Source organism: Nocardiopsis sp. TSRI0078, assembly GCF_001905145.1.
Taxonomy (GTDB): Bacteria; Actinomycetota; Actinomycetes; order Streptosporangiales; family Streptosporangiaceae; genus Nocardiopsis.
Genome location: NZ_LWLB01000001.1, coordinates 637,908 through 661,595, shown reverse-complemented (window position 1 = coordinate 661,595; position 23,688 = coordinate 637,908). Strand labels below are relative to the sequence as shown.

Annotated in this window: 16 protein-coding genes and 1 riboswitch; of the genes, 11 read left to right on the top strand and 5 right to left on the bottom strand. The window is 72.0% G+C overall.

Translation table 11 applies throughout. From position 1 onward, the window contains the following. The first annotated feature begins 185 nt into the window (after positions 1-185). Positions 186-368: riboswitch (cobalamin riboswitch) on the top strand. Between the two features lie 156 nt (positions 369-524). Both A6A08_RS02975 and A6A08_RS02970 read left to right on the top strand, forming a co-directional pair. Continuing rightward, positions 525-3,089, top strand: a complete 2,565-nt coding sequence (locus A6A08_RS02975) for a ribonucleoside-diphosphate reductase subunit alpha (protein ID WP_073700920.1) — start codon at positions 525-527, stop codon at positions 3,087-3,089. Between the two features lie 187 nt (positions 3,090-3,276). After that, positions 3,277-4,359 (top strand): ribonucleotide-diphosphate reductase subunit beta, encoded by a 1,083-nt coding sequence (locus tag A6A08_RS02970; RefSeq protein WP_073700919.1) that lies wholly within the window; start codon positions 3,277-3,279, stop codon positions 4,357-4,359. A 122-nt stretch (positions 4,360-4,481) separates the two neighbouring features. Here the strand turns inward: A6A08_RS02970 and A6A08_RS02965 are convergent, their stop codons facing one another. After that, the gene (locus A6A08_RS02965; protein ID WP_073700918.1) at positions 4,482-4,802 is read right to left on the bottom strand and encodes a CU044_2847 family protein; all 321 of its coding nucleotides are present in this window, start codon (positions 4,800-4,802) and stop codon (positions 4,482-4,484) included. Positions 4,803-4,885: 83 nt separating this feature from the next. Here A6A08_RS02965 and A6A08_RS02960 point away from each other — a divergent pair, with 83 nt between their 5' ends. Continuing rightward, a complete protein-coding gene (locus tag A6A08_RS02960) occupies positions 4,886-5,164 on the top strand; it encodes a DUF397 domain-containing protein (RefSeq protein WP_338013111.1) in 279 nt (92 codons plus the stop codon). Positions 5,165-5,362: 198 nt separating this feature from the next. On the opposite strand, the gene fxsT is transcribed toward A6A08_RS02960, so the two are convergent. Next, a complete protein-coding gene (fxsT, locus tag A6A08_RS02955; protein ID WP_073700917.1) occupies positions 5,363-9,154 on the bottom strand; it encodes an FxSxx-COOH system tetratricopeptide repeat protein in 3,792 nt (1,263 codons plus the stop codon). Positions 9,155-9,425: 271 nt separating this feature from the next. After that, entirely contained in the window at positions 9,426-11,312 is a 1,887-nt protein-coding gene (locus A6A08_RS02950; RefSeq protein ID WP_242422068.1) for a serine protease, read from the bottom strand. 381 nt (positions 11,313-11,693) lie between these two features. On the opposite strand from A6A08_RS02950, the gene putP reads away from it, so the two are divergent. The 5 genes from putP (at position 11,694) to A6A08_RS02925 (ending at position 17,729) form a co-directional block, all read left to right on the top strand. Then, complete coding sequence (putP, locus tag A6A08_RS02945) at positions 11,694-13,262, top strand: sodium/proline symporter PutP (protein WP_083608797.1); 1,569 nt, start codon at positions 11,694-11,696, stop codon at positions 13,260-13,262. Between the two features lie 187 nt (positions 13,263-13,449). Further along, complete coding sequence (locus A6A08_RS02940) at positions 13,450-14,034, top strand: putative glycolipid-binding domain-containing protein (protein ID WP_073700914.1); 585 nt, start codon at positions 13,450-13,452, stop codon at positions 14,032-14,034. 99 nt (positions 14,035-14,133) lie between these two features. Next, entirely contained in the window at positions 14,134-14,964 is an 831-nt protein-coding gene (gene nadE / locus A6A08_RS02935; protein WP_073700913.1) for an ammonia-dependent NAD(+) synthetase, read from the top strand. Positions 14,965-15,432: 468 nt separating this feature from the next. After that, a complete protein-coding gene (locus A6A08_RS02930) occupies positions 15,433-16,770 on the top strand; it encodes an acyltransferase (RefSeq protein ID WP_073700912.1) in 1,338 nt (445 codons plus the stop codon). A 98-nt stretch (positions 16,771-16,868) separates the two neighbouring features. Next, positions 16,869-17,729, top strand: a complete 861-nt coding sequence (locus A6A08_RS02925) for an alpha/beta fold hydrolase (protein WP_073700911.1) — start codon at positions 16,869-16,871, stop codon at positions 17,727-17,729. A 33-nt stretch (positions 17,730-17,762) separates the two neighbouring features. Here A6A08_RS02925 and A6A08_RS02920 read toward each other — a convergent pair whose 3' ends face one another. Continuing rightward, the gene (locus tag A6A08_RS02920) at positions 17,763-18,599 is read right to left on the bottom strand and encodes an SDR family oxidoreductase (protein WP_073700910.1); all 837 of its coding nucleotides are present in this window, start codon (positions 18,597-18,599) and stop codon (positions 17,763-17,765) included. 260 nt (positions 18,600-18,859) lie between these two features. On the opposite strand from A6A08_RS02920, the gene A6A08_RS02915 reads away from it, so the two are divergent. The 3 genes from A6A08_RS02915 to A6A08_RS27320 all read left to right on the top strand — a co-directional run bounded on the left by A6A08_RS02915 (position 18,860) and on the right by A6A08_RS27320 (position 22,045). Continuing rightward, a complete protein-coding gene (locus tag A6A08_RS02915) occupies positions 18,860-20,140 on the top strand; it encodes an AGE family epimerase/isomerase (RefSeq protein WP_073700909.1) in 1,281 nt (426 codons plus the stop codon). Next, on the top strand, positions 20,137-21,174 hold the full coding sequence (locus tag A6A08_RS02910) for a carbohydrate kinase (protein ID WP_073700908.1): 1,038 nt from the start codon (positions 20,137-20,139) through the stop codon (positions 21,172-21,174). Before A6A08_RS02915 ends, A6A08_RS02910 begins: the two co-directional genes overlap by 4 nt. A gap of 484 nt (positions 21,175-21,658) precedes the next feature. Next, entirely contained in the window at positions 21,659-22,045 is a 387-nt protein-coding gene (locus tag A6A08_RS27320) for a hypothetical protein (RefSeq protein ID WP_073700906.1), read from the top strand. Between the two features lie 277 nt (positions 22,046-22,322). Here A6A08_RS27320 and A6A08_RS02895 read toward each other — a convergent pair whose 3' ends face one another. Then, positions 22,323-23,510 (bottom strand): glutamate--cysteine ligase, encoded by a 1,188-nt coding sequence (locus tag A6A08_RS02895; RefSeq protein ID WP_073700905.1) that lies wholly within the window; start codon positions 23,508-23,510, stop codon positions 22,323-22,325. Positions 23,511-23,688: the final 178 nt, after the last annotated feature.

Below are 23,688 nucleotides of genomic sequence, written 5' to 3'. Positions count from 1 at the left end.
GACGACTTAGGCTGTGTCGAGTCGCCCCCGAGCGGCCCCCGACGAGGCGTGACGCCTGCGGTGAGCGGGTGGACGCGGGTCCCCATACCACGCTCCGAGTGTGCGTTCGACAGTCGTCGAAGAACCTGAGAAATCAGTGACACGCCATCATCTTGCGGTGTTCCAACCCGCCATCCCCTAGATGTAGTATCTCTCCCGCTGGTGGTTCACCTCCCGAGGTGAGGCAAGAGGGAATCCGGTGTGAATCCGGGGCTGCCCCGCAGCGGTGAGTGGAGACGAGGCCGCCACAGGCGCCGGGAACCCCCGAGGACGTCCCGGAGCGGTGACCTCCACGAGCCCGAAGACCTGCCACCGGTGCGCACGTGAGCGTGTGCCGACGACGGGGCTTCGAGGGTGAGCCGCCGCGATCCACCGGTCGACGACCGTACGCACCCAGTGCGCCGGTCCGCCGGAGGTACCGTGCACCTCGCTTCTCGTGTCCCCTCCCCGCCGGGACTCTTCTATTGAGGTTTTGGAGCCGCTGTATGACCCTTGACGTCGAAGCCGTGCCCGCATCCGTTCGGTCCGCACCGACCAACGACGGCAACCCTCCCGCCGCCGTCGACCGGATCGAGCACGTCGTAGCCGAGGCCTGCGCGCGGCTCACCGGTGTTTCGGCGGAGAAGGTCCTCACCGAGGCCCGTCGCGGCTTCTACCCCGGGATCTCCGACTCCGAGGTGGAGCTGGCCCTGATCATGGCCGCCCGCAGCTTCGTGGAGGTGGACCCCGACTACTCGTACGTGGCCGCCCGCCTGCTGCTGGACAAGCTGCGCCGCGAGGCCCTCACCTTCATCAGCGGCTCCCCCGACGCCGCCGGCCAGTCCGAGATGGGCGAGCGCTACGCCTCCTACCTCGCCGCCTACGTCGGCCGCGGCATCGACCTCGGCCAGCTCGACCCCGCGCTGGCCGGGTTCGACCTGGAGCGCCTGGGCGCCGCGCTGCGCCCCGAGCGCGACGAGCAGTTCACCTTCCTCGGGATCCAGACCCTCTACGACCGCTACTTCCTGCACAGCGACGAGGTCCGCTACGAGCTGCCGCAGGCGTTCTTCATGCGCGTGGCCATGGGCCTGGCCCTCAACGAGGACGACCGCGAGGCCCGCGCCATCGAGTTCTACGAACTGCTGTCCTCGTTCGACTTCATGGCCTCCACGCCCACCCTGTTCAACTCGGGCACCGTGCGGGCGCAGCTGTCCTCCTGCTTCCTCACCACCGTCGGCGACGACCTGCACGCCATCTTCCACGGCATCAGCAACAACGCGATGCTGTCCAAGTACTCCGGCGGACTCGGCAACGACTGGACCCCGGTGCGCGGCCTGGGCTCGCACATCCGCGGGACCAACGGCAAGAGCCAGGGCGTCGTCCCGTTCCTGAAGATCGCCAACGACACCGCCGTCGCGGTCAACCAGGGCGGCAAGCGCAAGGGCGCGGTCTGCGCCTACCTGGAGACCTGGCACATCGACATCGAGGAGTTCCTCGACCTCCGCAAGAACACCGGTGACGAGCGCCGCCGCACCCACGACATGAACACCGCGAACTGGGTTCCGGACCTGTTCATGAAGCGCGTGGAGGAGGGCGGCACCTGGACCCTGTTCTCGCCGGACGAGGTCCCCGACCTGCACGACAAGTACGGCGCGGAGTTCGCCGAGGCCTACGTCCGCTACGAGGCCGAGGCCGAGGCGGGCCGGATCAAGGTCTCCAGGAAGGTCCCGGCCGTCGACCTGTGGCGGCGCATGCTCACCATGCTGTTCGAGACCGGGCACCCGTGGATCACCTTCAAGGACCCGGCCAACCTGCGCTCGCCGCAGCAGCACGTGGGCGTGGTGCACTCCTCCAACCTGTGCACCGAGATCACGCTGAACACCAGCGCCGACGAGGTCGCGGTCTGCAACCTGGGCTCGGTCAACCTGGCCCAGCACGTGGGCCCGGACGGCCTGGACGCCGAGCGCCTGCGCAAGACCGTCCGCACCGCCGTGCGCATGCTCGACAACGTCATCGACGTGAACTTCTACACGATCCCCGAGGCGCGCCGCGCGAACATGCGCCACCGCCCCGTGGGCCTGGGCCTGATGGGCTTCCAGGACGCCCTGTTCAAGCTGCGCACGCCCTTCGCCTCCGAGGGCGCGGTGACCTTCGCCGACGAGAGCATGGAGCTGATCAGCTACTACGCCATCGAGGCCTCCATGGAGCTGGCCTCCGAGCGGGGCTCCTACGAGAGCTTCGAGGGCTCCCTGTGGAGCCGGGGCGTGCTGCCGATCGACTCGCTGCGGCTGCTGGCCGAGGCGCGCGGCGGCGACCTGGACATGGACCGCGGCGAGACCCTGGACTGGGACTCGCTGCGCGAGCGCGTCAAGGCCACCGGCATGCGCAACTCCAACGTGATGGCGATCGCCCCGACCGCGACCATCGCCAACATCACCGGCGTGGGCCAGTCGATCGAGCCGGTCTACCGCAACCTGTACGTCAAGTCGAACATGTCCGGCGACTTCACCGTGGTCAACCCCTACCTGGTGCGCGACCTCAAGGCGCGCGGCCTGTGGGACGACGACATGGTCTCCGCGCTGAAGATGCACGACGGCAGCCTCGGCGCCATCGACCGTGTCCCGGACGACCTCAAGGCCCTGTACGCCACCGCGTTCGAGGTGGACCCGGAGTGGCTGGTGGACGCCGGCTCGCGCCGCCAGAAGTGGATCGACCAGGCCCAGTCGCTGAACCTGTACATGGCGGCTCCCAGCGGCAGGAAGCTCGACTCCCTGTACCGCCGGGCGTGGCGCTCCGGTCTCAAGACCACCTACTACCTGCGTTCGCAGAGCGCCACGCACGTGGAGAAGAGCACGCTCAAGGGCACCGACGGCCGCCTCAACGCGGTCGCCGCCACCCCGGCGGCCGTCCCCGCGGCCTCGCCGTCCCCGTCCCCGAGCCCGTCCCCCTCGCCGTCCGCGAACCCGGTGCCCGGCGACGGCGGCGCGAACGCCTCGGGTGAGGACGAGTTCGAGATCGTCGACGGCCAGGCCTGCTCGATCGACGACCCCGAGTGCGAGGCCTGCCAGTAGCACCGCCGTCCCGGTGGCCGGGGCACGCCCCTCGCGGAGCGCCCGGCCACCGGCGGCCGGGGCGGTCCGGGAACGGGACCGCCCACGCCCCTTCTCGGGCGACGGCACCCGGGCCGCGGAGGCGCCTTCGCGGCCCTGCACCAGAAACGACGTGTCCGGCACGGCCGGAGAACGGAAAAACCCCAGGATGACCGCAGTTTCCGAGAACAGCGCGAGCGCCACCAGCGGCCTCGGCGAGATCGAGCGCGACGCCGAGCGCGTCAACGTCGACGACAAGGCGATGATCAACGCCCGCGCCGACGTCAACCAGCTGCTCCCGCTCAAGTACACGTGGGCGTGGGAGAAGTACCTCGCGGGCTGCAACAACCACTGGATGCCGACCGAGGTCGCCATGCAGGCCGACATCGCGCTGTGGAAGTCCCAGGACGGGCTGACCGAGGACGAGCGCCTGATGCTCAAGCGCAACCTCGGCTTCTTCGCCACCGCCGAGTCGCTGGTGGCCAACAACATCGTGCTGGCCGTGTACCGCCAGCTCACCAACCCCGAGTGCCGCCAGTACCTGCTGCGCCAGGCCTTCGAGGAGGCGGTGCACACCCACACCTTCCAGTACATCTGCGAGAGCCTCGGCCTGGACGAGGGCGAGCTGTTCAACATGTACCGGGAGGTCCCGTCGATCACGGCCAAGGACGCCTGGGCGCTCAAGTACACCCAGAACCTGGAGAACCCGGAGTTCCGCACGGGCACCCCGGAGGCCGACCAGGCGTTCCTGCGCGACCTGGTGGCCTTCTACGTGATCTTCGAGGGCATGTGGTTCTACACCGGCTTCGCGCAGATCCTGTCGCTGGGCCGCCGCAACAAGATGGTCGGCATCGCCGAGCAGTACCAGTACATCCTGCGCGACGAGTCGATCCACCTGAACTTCGGCATCGACGTGATCAACCAGATCAAGATCGAGAACCCGCACCTGTGGGGCGAGGAGTTCCAGGCCGAGGTCAGGAGTATGCTCACCGAGGCCTGCGAGCTGGAGGTGGCCTACGGCCGCGAGACCATGCCGCGCGGCGTGCTCGGCCTCAACGCGGAGCTGTGTGAGAAGTACATGCACTTCATCACCGACCGCCGTGCCGAGCAGATCGGCCTGGCGCCCATCTTCGGTGAGACGGAGAACCCGTTCCCGTGGATGAGCGAGATGATGGACCTGCAGAAGGAGAAGAACTTCTTCGAGACCCGCGTGATCGAGTACCAGACCGGTGGCGGCCTGGACTGGGACTGATCCACCGGACGGGGGTCCCCGCGTCGGCGGAGCGGGGAACCCCTCTTCTCGGGAGCCCCGGAGGGCCCCTTCCACACGGACGGCCCGGGTCGAGGCGCGCGACCCGGGCCGTCGGCCTCCTCTCAGCCCTGGCCCGACCAGGTCATCCTGACGTTGAAGGTGGCCTCCGCACCTCCCTTGACGACCACGGCCCCGGATTCGGCCGTCACGCTCACCCCGAATTCGACCTCCGTCTCCGAGGGGGCCCGGGAGGATTCGGACAGTTCACGCAGCTGCCCGGAAACGGATTCGGCGACCTTTCGGATTCGGAGCAGGACCGAGTCGAGCCTCCTGTCGCCGGTGGTGTCCTCGGACTTCTTGGAGACGTTGGACGCGCCCTCGCGCCGGACCGGGACGGACTCGATGCTGACCACGGTTCCGTCGTCGGTGACGAAGTCGATCACTTTGTTCACGTTGACCTCACGGGTTCTTCGTAGGGGGGACTTGCCATTCCTGTGGAGGGATTCGGAAAGTAAAATACTGAGAGATGTCCGGAAAAGAGGAGATTCCGCTGCCGTCCGCGCGGAAGAAACGGTGGGACGAACCAGTGATGACCGGGCGAGACGACGCACGTGCCATCTGGCGGGACGGACGCGACGGCACCGGATGGCGTAAGTCATCGAAGTCCGGGGCGAAAGCCGACTGCTGTGAGGCCTCCCTGGGGAAACCGGACGGGGTTCTCCTCCGGGACTCCCACCATCCGGACGGGCACGTCCTGCGATTCGGTACCCGCGAGTGGTTGTCGTTACTCGCGTCCCTGCCCTGAGGCTCCCCGCGCCGCACCCGTGCCCGTGGCGGGTTCCGGTCCCCGCCCAAGGACGGGACCGCGGGGCCGGCCCCTCCCCGTCCCGGGAGGGAGGATGTGCCCGTCTCCCCGCCGGGCCGGAACGGAAGAAGGGTGTTCCCCGGACGCCGTGTCCCGGGCCCCGGCCACCGCGGGACCCGGGGACCGCGGTCCCCGGCCTCAGCTGCCGACCGGGATGATGTCGGTGTCCAGCCGGACGAAGTCGGCCATCGTGGTCACGAAGCGGTGGTCGGGGCCGAACCGGGCGGCGTACAGGTCGCGCAGGGCCTCCCACTCCTCCCGGACGTCCTCTCCCAGCGCCCGTCGACTGACCAGCAGGTTGCGCCGGGCGGTGGTCAGGAAGATGTGGTGCTCGCCCAGGACCTCCAGGCACAGCTCCACACTCGCCGCGTCCTGGTTCCGGGCCTCCTTGAGCCGTCCCAGCGAGAACAGGTCGTTGCCCAGGTTGACCTCGACCGCGGCGACGGTGATGTGCGCGTCGGGGAAGAGGCGGCGGATCTCCGTCAGAGCGGACCGGTCGAGCTCGTGGGCCCGCTCGTACTCCCCCACCACCCGGAACACGATGGCCGCGTTGGCCCGGGAGGCCCAGGGGAAGAGGTGGCGGTCGGGGAACCTGTCCTCCATGTGCGTCAGGAGGTCCTCGGCCAGCTCCCGAGCCTCCTCCCCCCGGTTGTTGAAGGCCAGGTTCACCATGTGGATGCTGTTGACGTGCAGCGTCGGCTTGGCGTGCGCCCCGTAGCGTGCGACGTTGACCCCGCACACCTGCTGTGACAGCTCCAGGGCCGTCTCGTGCTTGCCGAGCCTGCGGTTGATCACGGAGAGGAAGACCGGGATCTCCTCGGTGTGGGTGCTGGCGTCCGCCTCGGCGGCCTCGAAGCGCCTCTGGCAGTCCTCCAGGGTCTCCCTGGCCTCCTCCAGGTGGCCGAGGGCCATGAGGCTCAGGCCGATGGACAACCGGGTGCGCAGGGTCGGGATGCCGTTCGCCCCGAACAGGTACTTGCGCTGTTCGAGGGTGCGGCGGTCCATGTCCAGCGCCTCCTGGAAGCGGCCCAGGCGGCGCAGGCAGTCCCCGATGTCGTGCGCGATGACCAGGGTCTTCTCGTCGTCCTCGGTGAACCGGGCGGTCCTGATCCGGTGGATCTCCTCGAACATGTCCAGGGCCTGGCCGTAGTGGCCGAGGTTGCTGAGCGCGATGGCCCGTGCCCGGTTGGCGTCCAGGGACTCCTCGCTCTCCGGGCCCTCCAGCTCCACCTGCTCCGCGTACATGCGCTCCGCCTCGGCGAGGGCGATCTCGCTGTCGCCCCGGAGCCGGAGGATCCTGGTGCGGACCAGCTGGATCTGGAAGCGCTGGGCGGTGTCGTCGTACCAGGCCTCGATGGCGCGGTCCGCCAGGTCCAGCGCGGCGTCCTCGTTCTTGGTCTCCACCAGGTACGTGATCACGTTGCTGACCAGGCCGCGGACCTGCGGGTCGTGGCTGCGCCAGGCCTCCGAGGCGTCCACGTGGCTGAACAGCAGCTGGTACTCGGGCCAGTTCTGCGGGAGCTCGGGACCGAGCGGGTCGCTCTGCGCCAGCAGCCGGTGGACCAGGTCCCGGTAGCGCACGCGTGCCTCGTCGCCCAGCGTGCTCTGGACGACGGTCTGGAAGGTGACGTGCATCTGGAAGGTGTGGTTGGTCCGGTCGAGTTCGGCGAGGCTGTGCCTGCTCACGTAGCGCAGCACCTTCGACAGGGCCATCTCGTTGCCCAGGATCTGCGCCAGCTCGGGGTTGGCGCTCAGGCCCCGGGCCCGGTGGAACAGGGTGCGCGCCAGCGGGCGCGGGCCGAAGAACGCACACAGCTGGACGAACTCGCGGACCATCCTCTTGAGGGCGCGGTCTCCTCCTCCCGTGCCGCGCCGCAGGTCGTCGAGCTGCATGTTCCAGGCGGCGGCCAGCGGCAGGGGGTACAGGTCCTCCGGCTCCACGTGCGTGACGAGCTCGTCGAACTTGTCCTCCAGCATGTGGAGGAAGTCCCCGACGTCCATCAGGGAGTCGCGCAGGTAGGCGCCGACCTGGGCCAGGGCCAGGGGGAGATGCTCCAGCCGCTCGGCTATGCGCAGGGCGTCCGCGTCGTTCTCCAGTCCCTGGGGGCAGACCTTGCGGAGCAGGGCGACGCTCTCCTCGGGAGCCAGGCTGGGCACGACCGAGCCCTCGCTGCGCCCGCTGGGGATCCAGCTCTGGTCGCGGGAGGTGATGATGATGTCGCCGGGACCGTTCGCGGGCAGTTCGCCCTCGCCCAGCCGGTCCAGGTCGGGTACGTCGTCGAAGACGAGGAGCCAGTGCCCCACCTCGGGGTCGGTCTCCAGTACGTCCCGGACGTGCTGGGCGGTCTTCTCCAGGTTGCCGCTCTCCTCGGCCAGACCCAGGTGCCGGGCCAGGCGCATGTAGGACTGTTGGACGTCCGCGCCGCTGTTGGCGGGGATCCACCAGATCAGGTCGTAGTCGTCCCGGTACCGGTGCGCGTACTCGGTGGCGATCTGGGTCTTGCCGATGCCGCCTCCGCCGGACAGCAGGTAGACGCCGCCCGAGGACTCCGCGAGCAGGCCGTGGACGCGTTCGAGGATCTCCTCGCGCCCGGTGAAGTTGAGGTTGTGCGGAGGGACGCCGCGGAGTTTGGCCAGGGACCTGCTCCGGGCCTGCCTCCTCCGGGGGTGGAGGGCGGTGGGCTCCGAGGCGACGGGCTCGGAGGTCTGCGGGTCGGTCACGGTCGAGCTCGGTTCCTCTCGGGGGGCGGTGGGCGTGGACGGGGCGGCGGTGGCGGGGGAGGCGCCGGTGCTCCCCGGGGCGGCGGGGGCCTGGTCGGGTGTCCCGTCCAGGGCCGTGCGCAGGTGGTCGGCGAAGCGCCGGTACTCCCCGGGCATCTCGGACAGCGCGGGGAGCATGGCCCTGGCCAGGTCCTCCTCTCCGTCGAGCGAGGGGACCAGGGGTGCTCCGGTCTCGATCCGGGAGAGCCACTGGTAGATCCGGGCGGAGTCCTTGAACTCGATGCCGAGCGAGTAGAACACCGACCGCATGACGCTGAGGTCGCCGAAGCGGCCGAGGAGGTCCCTGCGCACACCGGGCAGGAAGTCCAGGGCGGTGGCGGCGGGGTCGTCCAGATCGCCCAGCGGCAGCGTCGGGTCCATCAGTTCACCGCCGAACACCTCGGCGATCTCGGTGACGGCGCTGCGTTCGTCGCGGGGCGCGTGCGGGATGTTGCGCTGGATCAGCTCGGCCACCTGGAGGTTCACCGGTGCCTGCGTGAGGCGTACGGCGAGTTCGCGCGCTCCGCGCGAGGCGTGGGAGAGGAAGCGCGAGACCGGGTCGGGGTCCCAGGGAAGTGTGCTCGGGGGGCGGGCGCCGTCGGGCGGGAGGACGCACACGTCCGCCTCCCACACGCCGCTCCGGCCGTGCGCCACCGCGTCCCACTCGGTGAGGGCGCCGGGGCCGGACGCCAGGACCGGCAGCACCGCCGTGTCCTGGGCGGGGCCGGTGTCCTCGGAGTCGGCCCGGGTACTCGCGGGGGTCCAGGAGGCGGGGGAGGCCGGGTCCGGGCCCGTCATGCGCATCGGCTGCGGCGCGAGCGGCCCCCGGGACCACACGGAGCGGTCGAGGAGGTGGAGGAGCGCGGTCGGCGTGCGGGTGGCGAGTGAGGCGATCCACGAGCGCAGCCTCGGTTGGCGCCAGCCCCTGTCCTGGGTGTCGGTGACGATGACGGCCGCCGCCGCGTCCCGTCCGGTGTCGGGGAGTGCGGGGCGGCCGGGGTCGAAGCGGACGACGGGTGATCCCGCCTGCTCGGCCGCCTCGACCAGGAGCGCGACGCCGTGCCGGTGCAGGGCCATCAGGGGCGAGGAGTCGACGAGGATGACCAGGCGGGACGGCCCGCCTGTCAGGTTGTCGAGTGCGTTGCGATACCTGTGCGACAAATCATCCATGATGTCGTTTTCATCCTCAAAAGGCGGTTCTGTGAACCATGTTCCCTCGGTCGCTCCTCTGGGAAGTTCCTACCTCCGGCGCCGGGGGCCAATCACACCCTAACCAAGGCAGGTGCGGCCCTGGCACGGGCAGCGGGGCTGCCGGCGCTTTCTTTTCCGATGATTTTCTTTCGGGGGCGGTGCCTTCCGCGGCCGGGATCCGGGGCCGCTCTCCGTGCCGTTCATCCAGGGTTTGCGGGACCCCTCCATGATCCCCCAGAGACGCGATTCCTCAAGAGCCGTTCCGCCCCTCGCCTCCGGGGTCTCCCGGAGCCTCCAGGAGGGGGTCGCCGAAATCGTCCTGGATGAGTGCGATGTTTCGGCTGTCTGAGTTATCCCTTGCCCGGTCACGTAGATAACGGGGCAGCTCGGCGATCCTCACGCGCGAGTCCGGATCCCGGTCGAGGAGTTCATTGACGAGGCCGATAACCGCATCCTTGGGGCCCCTGATAATGGTGGGGATTCCCTGGTGCAGGGCCGCGTCGTAGACATGCCGGACATCGCCGTTGTCGGAGTCCGTGACGCATATCGTGTACTCCTCGTCGCTGAGGGCGTTCGCCACCTCGCTCACCTCCAGCTGCCAGGCGGTGAGGACGTTGCGGTCCTCCACCAGCGGGCTGCTGCGCTGCCTCTCCGAGCGCAGGTGCCGCAGGGCCGGAGAAGCCCCCATGTAGTCCGGCTTCAGCGCCCGCTCCCGGACGTGGTAGACGATCTCGTACTTGGTGCAGAGCCGGGGCGGGAACTCCAACAGGTCGCGGTGGGGCGTGGCCTGGCCCGGGTTCAGGTGCAGCAGGTCCTTCGGCAGCACCACGCGCAGCCGCAGCGACTCCTCGTTCGGCGTGACCAGCCTCTGCATGGTGGCCTCGCCCATGAGGTCGCCGATCTCGTCGCAGATCTCCGGTTCGCTGACCAGCTTCGTGCCCTGCGGCAGTCGGCGGTACCCCTCCTCCAGGTGGGCGATGCTGTGCGAGAGCCTGTAGCCGCCCGCCACCGGCTCCAGCTCGAAGAGCACCACCGTGTCGGGGAGCCCGTCCTCGGCGCGGCCGCGGGACGCGGCGGCGGGCCGGTCCGGGTCCCTGCTCCTGAGGAGGCGGCGGTCCCGGTCCCGGGTCAGCGCCTCCTCCCAGTCGCGCCCCATCGGCGAGGCCTCCTGCCTGATCCACGACCACACGGTGGGCGGAAGCGGCCGCTGGTGCCGGAGCTCCTGGTAGACGTGGTGCACCCAGGTCACCCTGGGCGGCGGCTCACCGAAGGGCGGGACCAGGTCCCACAGCGCGGTGAGGACCCGCCAGGCGGTCGTGCCCGAGGAGCCGTGCCGCCGGAGCTGGCGCAGCTCACCGGAACGCAGCAGGTCCTCCGGCGGGACCTCCTCCAGGGAGACCGAGTCCAGCAGGTCGTGCAGCCTGTCGTAGTCCCGCCTGCCGCACAGCGACTCGTCCGCCAGGCGCTGGACCGAGACGCTGTCACCGTCGTCCCGCACACCCACGAGCTCCTCCACCGGCAGGATGAACGCGATGCCGGAGGGCCGGTCGGGGTCGTTCCACGCGTAGTAGTGGTTCTTCTGCATGATGCCCACCAGCTCGCCGGTCTCGGTGCGCACGGCGCAGCCGCTGAACCCGCCGGTGATCTGCACCGGCCGGGTCGCGGGCGTCTCCACCTGGTGGGTGAACCCCGTGGGGCCGCCCGGGCCGCGGTAGGCGAGCGAGGCCTGGAGGGAGCGCATGCCCTCCGGGTAGCCGGTCGTGGTCAGGGCCTGGTCCGGGGGCAGGTCCGCGCACTCCCCCAGCACGGGGAAGGTGGTGTCGGGCTGCCCCGCACCCGGCAGCCGGAGCACGGCCAGGTCGCGGCTCTCCGGGCCCGCGGACCACAGCTGGGTGTCGACCCTGGCGCTCCACACGCGGTCGTCGAAGGACTGGAGGCGCACGGTGGCCTCCGTGCCGGGGTGCTCCTCCTTGTCCCCGTCACGGCCGAGCGCGGCGTTGACGACGTGCGCGCACGTGATCAGCAGGCCCGGGGACAGGAGTACGGCGCCGCCCACGACGTCGTACTCGTCGAGTACCCGCATCTGCCACGGGGGTTCGTGTCGCTGCAGACCACGCGGGGTATGGGGGGTGGCCACGTTCGTGGGACCTCATCTTCCGATCCGCTTCGTCCACAACAGTTCCCTCTCGGACAGCGGGTGAACCAGGAGAGGCCCGGACGCCCCCTCGTTCCGCGTCGATCTCCGACGGCGCCGCGACACGCGCCGCACTGGACGGCCTGAGGTCCGATCATGGGTTCCTCTGTATGTCCGATCCGACAAACGCCGGCGCCGAGGCATGGCCTGGCGGACAATCGTGCCTGGTCAATGACTCGGCGAGGTCTCAAAGCGGTGTTGTTCCACGCACGGGCATTGTGACTCGCCGAACAAGGGGCAATGATCTCCCACAATGTTCGCAACCAGCGCGTAAGGGACTCAGCCGCGCGCAAGGGAAAGGAGGGGACGGTCTTGAGCGAATCCGTGGTCTGGTCCATCGCGACCTTCGGCGTGTACCTCGCCATCATGGTGGCCATCGGCCTCTGGGCCTACAAGCGCACCGTCTCGCAGTCGGACTTCGTGCTCGGGGGACGGCAGCTCAACAGCTGGGTGGCGGGCCTGAGCGCCAACGCCAGCGACTTCAGCGGGTGGCTGCTGCTCGGCCTGCCCGGCGCCATCTACGTCTCCGGCCTGGGCGAGGCCTGGATCGCCGTGGGTCTGGCCTGCGGTTTCGCCGGGAGCTGGATCCTGCTCGCGCCCCGCCTGCGCGTGTACACCGAGCGCGTCACCGACGCCCGCTCCGGCGGTGACTCCGACTCCCTGACCCTCTCCTCCTTCCTGGAGAACCGCTTCAACGACCCCACGCGGCTGCTGCGCGGGGTCTCGGCGGTGCTGATCATCGTCTTCTACTTCTTCTACGTGGCCTCCGGCCTGGTGGCCATGGCCGCCCTGTTCGACCAGGTCTTCGGCCTGAGCCCGGCGCCCGCCATCGCCATCGGCGTGAGCATCGTCGTCCTCTACACCGTGCTCGGCGGCTTCCTCGCGGTGTCCTACACCGACGTGATCCAGGCCGCGATGATGTGGATCGCCCTGCTGGTCGTCCCGGTCATGGCGGTCACCGTGCTCGGCGGCCTCGGCGGCCTGACCGAGGGCGTCTCCGAGAAGAGCACCGGCCTGCTGTCGGCCGTCGGCGGCACCGCGCTCGACGCCGAGGCCGGCCAGTGGGTGTCCACCGAGACCCTCGGCTGGGTCGTCATCGTCTCCGGCCTGGCCTGGGGCCTGGGCTACTTCGGCCAGCCGCACATCCTCTCCCGCTACATGGGCATCCGCTCGGTCCAGGACATCCCCAAGGCCGGGATCGTCAGTGTCGCCTGGGCGGTCACCGCCATGTTCCTGGCCGTGGTGGTCGGCTTCATCGGCATCGCCTACTTCGACACCCCGCTGGAGAACTCCGAGCAGGTCTTCCCGCTCCTGATCGAGGCCCTGACCCACCCGCTGGTCGCCGGCCTGCTGCTCGCCGCCATCCTCGCGGCCGTCATGAGCACCGCCGACTCCCAGCTGCTGGTCGCCGCGTCCGCGCTCACCGAGGACGGCTACAAGGCCTTCGTGAGCCGCGACGCCAGCCCGAGGACGCTGCTGTGGACCAGCCGCGTCACCGTGGTCGCCGTCGCCCTGGCCGCCGCCGCCATCGCCCTGTGGGGCAACCAGTCGGTGATGGACCTGGTCGGCTACGCCTGGGCCGGGTTCGGCGCGGGATTCGGTCCGGTGCTGGTGCTCTCGGTGTTCTGGAAGCGCATGACCTGGACCGGCGCGCTCGCGGGCATGGTCGCGGGCGGTACCACGGCGATCCTGTGGGACATCCTCGACGCCAACTACTTCGGCACCGGCCTGTACGCCATGGTCCCGGCGGTCATCCTCAGCGTCATCGCCATCTTCGCCCTCAACGGCCTGACCAAGGCCAGCCCGCAGATGGAGAGCGACTTCGAGCGGGTCGAGGCCGAGGTGCGCGGGGCCAGGCCCGGTCCCGCCGAGGGCGAGACCGTGAAGCTCTGACCGCTTCGCGGAACCGCTCCGCCGACCGCTCAGCCCGGCCGTGAGGGCCGGACCGGGCGTGCGGCCGACGGCTCCCGGGGAGGGCCTCTCCTCCCCGGATCCCGAACCCCCGGGGCCCGTACCGTACAGGTGGTGCGGGCCCCGGGCCGCTCTGGCGCACCCGTCCCCGGAACGGTAGAACGGTGACATGTCGTCACTGACGGAACACCCAGCCGTGTGGTCGCGGACCGACGTCCCCGAGGGGCTCGGCCTCGGCACGCTCATCTCCGAACCCGACGGCTACCGGCTGGAGGCCGGTGAGACCGTCGCCGTGGGCGAGGAGCGCTTCCTCACCCGGTTCACCGTCCGCACCGACCTGGCGTGGACGACCCGCGGGGTACGCGCCGAGGTCCTGTCCGCCCAGGGGCTGGAGTCGGTGGCCCTCTCGTCCCGGGGCGGCCACTGGACCGACGCCTACGGGCGCCCCCTCCCCGAGCTGGTGGGCTGCCTGGACGTGGACGTCGCCGCCACGCCGCTCACCAACACCCTCCCGATCCGCCGCCTCGGCCTGCGCCCGGGCGAGTACCGCGACATCGTGGTGGCCTGGATCGACATCCCCTCCCTGCGGGTGCGCCGGGTCAGGCAGCGCTACACCCGCCACCCGGCCGAGGACGGCCTGGAGCGCTACACCTACCGCGACCCCCTGCACGGCGAGTACCGCCTGTCGGTGGACGGCGACGGCGTGGTCGTCGACTACGAGCGCTTCGCCCGACGCCTGCGCACGGACACCTGAGTCCTCCCGCCTTCCTCCCGCCGCACCCCCCGACTCGTCCCGCGCCGCCGGACAGGCGATAATCAGCGGGCACACGTACCACACCCACGGGGGACCGCAGTGACCGACACCGAGCTGAGCCAGGCCCGTCGCGACATCATCCGCGACCTCGCAGTGCCCGAGCACTTCGACGCGGGCGTCGAGACCGAACAGCGCGTGGCCTTCCTCGCCGAGCGGCTGCTCGCCACCGGCTCCAGGGCGCTGGTCCTGGGCATCAGCGGCGGTGTGGACTCGCTCACCGCGGGCCGCCTGTGCCGCCTGGCCGTGGACCGGGCCCGGGAGAACGGCCACGAGTGCGAGTACGTCGCCATGCGCCTGCCCTACGGCGAGCAGAAGGACGAGGAGGACGCGGTCCGCTCCGTGGCGTTCACGGCGCCGGAACGCTGCCTCACCGTGGACGTCGGGCCCGCCACCGACGCCATGGCCGACTCCCTCGCCGCCGCAGGGATGACCTACGACAGCGACTCCTCCAGGGACTTCGTCCTCGGCAACGTCAAGGCCAGGCAGAGGATGATCGCCCAGTACGCGGTCTCGGGAGGCCTGCGCGGCCTGGTGGTCGGCACCGACCACGCGGCCGAGGCGGTCACCGGGTTCTTCACCAAGTACGGTGACGGCGGAGTGGACCTCGTGCCGCTGACCGGCCTGACCAAGCGCCGGGTGCGCGCGCTCGCCGCGGCGCTCGGCGCCCCCGCCGACCTGGTGAACAAGGTGCCCACCGCCGACCTGGAGACGCTCACTCCGCAGAAGCCGGACGAGGAGGCGCTCGGCCTGACCTACGAGCAGATCGACGACTTCCTGGAGGGCCTGCCCGTGCCCGAGCACGTGGAGACCGCCCTGGTCGACCGGTACCGGGCCACCGCCCACAAGCGCGCGCTGCCCACCGCTCCCTGAGACCCTCGGTCCCTCCACGGCCCCCTCCGGGCCGACGCGGGTGCCGCGGACCCGCGGGTCCGCGGCACCCGCACCACCGTGCGGACGCGCTCCGGACACACCCGCGCCCCGGGTAACGTGTGTGCAACCTTCACGGGCTCTCGGGGCGCCGCCCCGCGCGAGGCACTCCTCCCGGACGACGCCGTCCGGAAGGGGCCCTACACCGTCGCGTCCCGACGCGCGGTGGTGCGCACACCACCTTCTCCGGGTGGGTGGACCGCCGTTCGAAGAGGGGCGCCAGATCCATAGCGACCACCCCCCGACCAGCCCTAGGGTCGTCTACGACGCGTCATCATCCGTTGAACCGACGCGGCCACGCCACCGGGCGCGTTCGAGAACGCGTCGCCACCCCCTGATCCCGGCCGGACGGGCCCCTGTGCCCGCGCCGTGCCCAGGGACCCCGTGCGCGGGAAGAGCAAGGAGCGACCGATGACCGTGACCGTCGAGAAGGAGCACGGGGGCGCGTCGTCGGCGTATCCCCCCGGTACCGCCGTGACGACGCCTCCCCGGGACGGGCGGACGCCGCGTCCCGGCGCGGGCAGGGACAGGTTCCTCGACGTCATCCGGCTGTTCGTCATGGCCCTGGTGGTCCTGCAGCACTGGTGGCTGCCGGTCCTGGTCCACGAGCAGGACACCCTCAGCGCGGGGAGCGTCCTGGCCACCGACGGGGGCTTCCTCCTGACGTGGGCCGTCCAGGTCATGCCGCTGATCTTCTTCGTCGGAGGCGCGGCCAACCTCATCAGCTGGCGCTCGGCCTCCGACCGGGGCGTGTCCGTGTCGACCTGGTACGCCAGGCGGCTGCGCAGGCTCGCCTGGCCGGTGGTGCCGCTGGCGGCCGTGTGGATCGTCTCCTCCCACCTGCTGGTCCTGGGCGGAGCCCCGGCCCAGGCGGTGCTCGTGGGCGCGGAGGCCGCGGGCATGGTGCTGTGGTTCCTGGCCGTGTACGTGCTGGTGGTCGTGGCGACCCCGGTGCTGGTGGCAGCCCAGGAGCGGTTCGGCTGGTGGGTCCCGGCCGCGCTCCTGGCCGCCGCGGCGGCCGTGGACCTGACCCGGTTCGGGACCGGCGCCGACTGGGTCGGCTACCTGAACGTGGCGTTCGTGTGGCTGGGCGTGCACCAGCTGGGGTTCCGCTACGCGACGGGGGCGATCCGCCTCCGCTACGCCGCGGGGATGGCGGTGGGCGGCGCGGCCACCGCCCTGGCCCTGGTGCTGTTCGGCCCGTACTCGCCGAACATGACGGGCGTGTTCGCCTCGGAGACCTCGAACGTGTCCCCGCCGACCCTGGTGCTCGCCGCGGTGGGCGTGCTGCAGGTCGGTGTCGCGGTGCTGCTGCGCGAGCGGATCAGCGCGTGGTCGGAGCGCCCCGGGCCGGCGCGGCTGCTGGACCGGATCTGCCCGCAGCTGATGACGGTCTACCTGTGGCACATGCTGCCGATCAGCGTGGTGGCGGGCGTGCTGGTGTTCGGGCTGGGGGTAGACACCCCGAAGCCGATGACGGGCCTGTGGCTGCTGTGGGGCGTGCTGGGCGTCGTGGCGCTGCTGCCCCTGATCGCGCCGCTGGCGCACTGGGCGGTGCGGTTCGAGAACCCGCCGAAGGCGCTGGGCGGCTCCCCCGGCATGGTGCGGGCGCTGGCCGCGGCGGCGCTGGTCGGCGGCGGAATGCTGACGCTGACGGTGTCCGGGCTGGGACTGGGCCTGGCCCCGCTGCTCGGCCTGCTCGCGGTGCTGACGGGCGTGACGCTGACCCGGGAGCCCCGCCACGGCTGACCGGTCCGCGCGGACGGTCCTCCCGCGTTCCGCGAGCCCGGACGTTTCCGTGGCCCGTGGGGATGCTGGGGACCGCCGCATCGGGTAGACCAGGCACCATGGACCCGAAACGTATCGCCTTCGAGGAGCGGGGGAGCGGCCGCCCTCTGGTCCTCCTCCACGGCCTTGGGGACCGGCGCCAGAGCTGGACCGCCGTGATGGCCCGACTCGCGGAGGACTACCGCGTCCTCTGCGTGGACCTGCCAGGGTTCGGCGCCACCCCGGCGCCCGCCCCCGACGAGCCCTATGACGTCCGCACCCTGACGGACGACATCCAAGCGTTCTGCGAGCTGCACGGGCTGGGCCGACCGCACCTGGCCGGCAACTCGCTCGGCGGGTCGATCGCCCTGGAACTGGGTGTGCGGGGCCTGGCCGCGTCGGTGACGGTGTTCTCCCCGGCCGGGTTCTCCGACAGCCTCGGCAGGTTCGGGATACGCGCGGTCGGCGGCCTCTCCCGGCTCGCCACCCACGTTCCGATGCGGACCAAGGAACGCCTCGCCGACACCGCGCCGGCCAGGGCCCTCGCGCGGGTCGCACTGCGTGGCGACCCCACCTCGCCCAGGGCCAAGGCCACCCGGTTCAGCGTCCGGGGGCTGCAGAAGGGGTCGCCCTTCATCCGGATGGTGTCGCGTATCGCCGAGTACGACTTCACCGCCAGGCCGATCGAGTGCCCGGTCACCATCGCCTGGGGCGACCGCGACCGGACGCTGCTGCCCTCCAGCGCCGTGCACGCCCACCGCCGGGTGCCCAACGCGCGCATGGTCTCGCTGATCGGCAGCGGGCACATCCCCATGGCCGACGATCCGGTCACGGCCGCCGAGCACATCCGGTGGACCTGCCGAGCCGCCGACGTGGGCGACACCAGGGTCGCCGCACGCAACGCGGCGGGAAGGGGCCGGAGCCCGGAATCCGGGGCCTGATCCGGTCCCGGGTCCGCGAGCACGATCGGCTCGTCAGCAACTGAAGCCGCCGTCGGAGCTGATCACCTGGCCGGTGACCCACGCGGCCTCGTCGGTGGCCAGCCACGCCAGCAGCCGGGCCGGATCGCCCGGCATGCCCACCCGGCCCGCCGGGAAGCGGGGCAGGACGCGCTCCATGAGCTCGTCGTCGATGTAGCCGGTCTGTACGGGACCGGGGTCGACGGCGTTCACGGTGATGTTGCGCGGGCCCAGTTCGGCGGCGAGGGTCGGGGTGATCTGGGCCAGGACCGCCTTGGCCGACGCGTACGCCACCTCGCCGGGCATCGCGCCGTGGATCTGCCCGGATGTCATGAACAGCACCCGGCCGCCGGGCCGCCCGTCGTGCCGGGCGGCGAGGGCCTGGGCCAGCAGGATGGGCGCGCGGGCGTCGACGGCCCAGTGTCCGTCGAGCATCTCCGGGGTCACTTCGGCGAGGGGCGCGTCCCCGCCGTTGCGCGCGTGGTTGGCCACCAGGACGTCGAGGCGGCCGAACTCGGCGACGGCCGCACCGACGACCCGGGCGGGTGAGCCGGGATCGGCCATGTCCGCGCCGACGTCGGCCACGCGGGCCCCGGGGTCGCCGAGCACCGCACGCACGCCGTCGAGCACCTCGTGGAGGTCGTCGGCGCCCCAGGGCATCTCGGCGTCGTGCGGCTGGTGGTGGTGGAGCATCACGGAGGCGCCGTAGGCGGCGAGGCGGCGGGCGACGGCGTAGCCGATGCCGCCGCGCCTGCTGGCCCCGGTGACCAGGGCGGTCCGGCCGCGCAGCGGGAGCGGGTCGCGGGAAAGGTCGCCTCCCTCCGGACGCGCCGCGGAACGGGAGTGGGTCATGGTGGCTCTCCTGGTCCTGTGACGTGGTCGGGTCCCGGCCGCTCGGAGGGGACGCCCGCCCGGACCGGTGGGCGGGGCCGCCGGCCGCCGTGGAGGAGCGCCACCCCGCGGGCGCCGGAGCGACTCTGGCAGACGGGGGCCCGCGGCGCATCCGGTTTTCCGCTGACCAGGTTCGCGCTGATCCGGGTCCCCGGGCTACCACCGTGCCGAGGCCGCGGGATAGCGTGGACCTGCGAACCGACGCCTGAGGAGGCAGTGGATTGACAGCATCGACACACCCGGCCCCCGGGAGCCCCGAGTGGCTGCGCGAGGAGGAGGGGCGCCTGTGCGGCTTCGCCGCGGGGTCCGCGGTCTCCGACGGCTTCGGGTGGCTCGACGCGGACGGACGGGTGGAGGACCGGCCCGTCGCCGCCTGGATCACCGCGCGGATGACACACGTGTTCTCCCTCGCGCACCTGCGCGGCGCGGCTGACGCCGGACGGCTGGCCGACCACGGGGTGGCGGCCCTGGCGGAGGGGCCCCTGCGCGACGCCGAGGCCGGCGGATGGTTCGACCAGGTGCCCGCGCCATCTGGTGCGGACGCGCTTCGGGAGCGCTCCCATGAGCTCCCGCGCAAGTCCGCCTACGAGCACGCCTTCGTGGTCCTGGCCGCCTCCACGGCCACCGTCGCCGGACGGCCCGGTGCCCGCGAGCTGCTCGACGAGGCGCTGCGCGTCATGGACGCCCGCTTCTGGGAGGAGTCCGCCGGAGCCCTGCGGGAGAGCTGGGACGACCGGTGGACCGCCACCGAGGAGTACCGGGGCGCCAACAGCAACATGCACGCCGTGGAGGCCTTCCTCGCCGCCGCCGACGCCACCGGGGACATCCTGTGGGCCCGGCGCGCGCTCTCCATCGCCGAACGGCTGGTCCACGGCGTGGCCGCCGAGCACGACTGGCGCCTGCCCGAGCACTTCACCCCCGGTTGGAAGCCGGTCCCGGACTACAACCGGGACCAGCCCGACCACCCCTTCCGGCCCTTCGGCAGCACCACCGGCCACCTGCTCGAATGGGCGCGGCTCCTGGTCCACCTGGAGATCGCGCTCGCCCGGGCCGGGGAGCCCGTCCCCGCATGGCTGCGCACCGACGCGGAGTCGCTGTTCGCGGGCGCCCTCCGCCGGGGCTGGGCGGTCGACGGCGCCGACGGGTTCGTCTACACCCTCGACTGGGAGGACCGCCCGGTCGTGCGCGAGCGCATGCACTGGGTGGTGGCCGAGGCCGCCATGGCCGCCTGGGCGCTGGGCGAGCACACGGGGGAGCCCTCCTACACCGACCTGTACGACCGCTGGTGGGCCTACGCCGACCGGTACCACGTGGACCGCGAACGCGGCAGCTGGCACCACGAGCTGGACCCGGGCAACCGGCCCGCCGGAGGCGTGTGGTCGGGCAAGCCGGACGTCTACCACGCCTACCAGGCGGTGCTCCTGCCCCAGGTCGGACTGTCGGCCTCCATCGCGGGCGCGCTGCCGACCGCATCAGAACACACCCCCGGAGGGGACGCGTGACCACCCAGAACACACAGGACCGCCGAGGCCTCGCGGAGGGAGGAGCCGGGGGAGGGGACCCACGGCTCGTCGTGATCGGCGAGAACGTCATGGACCTGCTGCCGACCGCGCACGGTGCCGACGTGCTGCGGGCGGCGCCCGGCGGCGGCCCGGCCAACACGGCGGTCGCGGCGGCCCGTCTGGGCACCCCCACCCGCCTGCTCGCGCGCATCGGCGCGGACGGCTTCGGCGCCCTGATCCGCGAGCGCCTGCTCGGCGAGGGACTGGACCCCTCGGGGCTGCTCGCCGCGGAGGAGCCGACGGCGCTCGCCCTGGCCACGCTCGGCCCGGACGGGTCGGCCCGCTACGACTTCCGCATGGACGACGCCGCCGACTGGCGCTGGCGCCCCGGGGAGCTGCCCGAGGAGCTGGAGCCGGGGGTGCGGGCGGTGCACGCCGCGTCGATCGCGCTGTTCCGGGAGCCGGGCGCCACCATGATCGAGGCGCTGCTGCGCCGCGAGCACGGGCGCGGGCAGGTGACGCTCACCCTGGACCCCAACATCCGCCGGGACGTCATCGGCGACCCGGAGAACGCCCGCGCGCTGGCCCTGCGGCACGCCGCGCAGGCGCACCTGGTGAAGGCGAGCGACGAGGACCTGGCGTTCCTCTACCCGGACCTGTCCCCGGTGCGGGCGGCCCACGCCGTCGCCGCGCTGGGTCCGGCGCTGGTGGTGGTGACCATGGGCGGCGACGGCGCCCTCGCGGTCTCCCACGGCAGGGAGGTGTCGGTGGCCGCGCCCCGGGCCGAGGTGGCCGACACCGTGGGCGCGGGCGACTCCTTCATGGGTGCCCTGCTGAACTGGCTGGACCGCCGCGACCTGCTGGGAGAGCGGCCCCGGGCGCGGCTGGCCGGGCTGGACGAGGCCGCCCTGGCGGACCTGCTGGGGTTCGCGGCCTCCGTCGCCGCGGTCACGGTGACCAGGGAGGGCGCGGACCCGCCCACCATGGACGAGCTGGCGGACCGCGGCGAGGAGCCGGGGGAGCTCGTGGGCTAGGCACTGTTCCTTGAGCGGATCGGGTCGCGGAGCCGGACCCGGACCGAGATCACCCGCACCGTCCCGTCGAAGATCGCGGCCCGCTCGTCACAGCGGGTCGCGACGGCCCGGTTCTGCTTGAGCGGGTTGATCGTCCGCTCCGCGGTGTCGCGGCCCCGCCGGCCTGGGACGCAGGCCGGCACCAGGGGCCGCCGGTGCTGGTCGGCGGTCAGGTGGACCTTGGTGGTCGGTCCGCCCCGGGAGCGTCCGTCCGATCCGTCCCGCGCGGTGTCCCCCTTCCCGCGGCCCCGGCAGCGTGCTGGTGGGCACGCGCGCCGGTCGATCCGATCGCTCGCGACGGGCTCTTGGCCGCTGGCGGCGGCGGGCGGGGGCCCGGAACACGTCCGGGCACTCCGCATCCTGGGAGGATGCCTCGTGGCGCGTTCCCAGCTTCCGTCTCACCGGTCACCCCGTTCGCCCACCGCTCACCCAAGGACCCTCGACCGTGTTCCACGCGTCCCGCGAGCTCGCCCTGGCCGCCTTCGCCCTCGGCGCCGCCGTCCTCTCGCTCAGCCACTGCGCCGTCACCGTCGACTGGCGGCAGCGGACGACGCTGCTGTGGGTCCTCATCCCGCTCGCGGGCGGCGTCGGTACCGGACTGTTCAAGGGCGAGCCGCCGAACATGATCCTGTTCACGCTCGGCGGGGCCCTGGCCCTGCTGTCCCTGATGCTGTTCTTCCCCTGGGGCAGGCGGAAGGAGCTCAACCGCCGGAAGGCCGCCGGGGAGACGATCGGGCCCAAGGAGTACGAGCCCCCCTCCTGGGTCGTGTGGACGATGCTCGTGGGCGTCATCGCCTGGGCGTGCCTGTCCTACTTCCTGTACGGCGGCTGACCCGCCCCGGCCGGGTCCTGGGCGACCAGGCATCCCCCGGTCGCGGTCCACGCCCACCTGCGCGCACGCAAGGTCGAGGCGACCATCGTCCAGCCCGCCGCGGCCACGACACCGCCGAACGCGCGATCACCCTGCCCGAGCAGAGGCGGACGGTCGCGACAAGCCACGGCAGGGGAGCCGCGGTCCACAACGGGGCCGTCCGAGCCTCCTCCACCCGTGTCCGGCCACACGACCCCGCCCGTGCGGAGGACACCGCCCGGGACCGGGCGGCCCCGCCTCAGGCCAGGCCCTCCCGGGTCTCGGTGACGAGGTGGTCCACCACGTCGACCAGGCTGCCCCGGCGGGCGTAGGCGGCGCGCTGGCGCGCCGCGCCCGTTCCGGACGCGCGTACGCGGTCCAGCAGGGAGGCGGTCAGGTCGGCGTCGCCGTTGGAGAGCAGCCCGGGGAGCGCGGCGTGCAGCAGCCGGTCGGCGGCCGTCGACCCCGGCAGTGCCTCACCGGTCATCGGGTCGGGCACCACGCCCTCCATCCCGTCCCGGGCGGCCCGCCACAGGGCCGCGCGCAGCGCGTGGTCGGGGATGTCCGGCGCGGGGACCCCGTGCCGGACGTCGGTGAGCGCGCGGGCGGCCAGGCCGCGGGTGAGGCAGGCGAGCAGCAGGGCCTCCTCCGCGGTGGCGGCCACGTCACCCACCCTGATCTCCAGTGTGGGCAGGTGGTCGGAGGGGCGGATGTCCCAGTAGACCATGTGCCGGTCCAGGATCGCCCCGGTGTCGGCGAGCGCCCTCACGATCCGCTCGTGCCCGGCCGGGGAGTGCAGCAGAGGGGGCGGTCCGGCCGAGGGCAGGCGGCTCCAGGCGATCGCCCGCCAACTGGCGTACCCGGTGTCGCGCCCGGCCTGGAAGGGCGAGTTCGCCGACACCGCCACCAGGAACGGCAGCCACCGGCGCAGGTGGTCGCTCACCAGCACCGCGGCCCCCTGGTCGGGGATGCCCACGTGCACGTGGCAGCCGCACACGACGAGCGCCTCCCGCAGGGTGCCCAGGTGCGCGGCGATGTCGGCGTAGCGGGGGTCCTCGCTCACCAGAGCCGAGGCGGGGTCACCCAGGACCGGGGTGCCGGAGGCGACGACGGAGAGCCCGCTCGCGCCGGCGGCGCGGTCGAACTCCCCGCGGGCCGCGCGCAGGAACCACAGGGCCTCCTCCGCCCCGTCGCACACGGGGGTGTTGGCCTCCACCTGCACGCGGCTGAACTCCCCGGAGGGGCTGCCGCCCGCCAGACGGGTGTCGGCGAGCACCTCGGGCCCCCGGGACACGATGCCGCGGGTACCGGGGTCGACGACGAAGAACTCCTCCTCGACGCCGAACGTGGGCGGTGCCGTACGGTTCTCGGCGCGGGCGGGCGCCGGCCGCCGCCCCCCGTGTGCCGTCGTGGAACGGTTCTCCGCTGTCGTGGAGCGGTCCTCCATGGGCGTCGGTCCCTCCCTGAGGTCGGGGTACCCTCCCCGAGGTGTCGTCGGACTGGAACCTCCCCGGAGGGGGCGGCTGCGACGGTGTCCTAAAGAAGACAAAAAGATACTTATATGTTCTTTTGCCCTGTTTGTCGGTGTCGCGGGTGTGCCGTTGCGCGCACGTTGCGGCTTGATA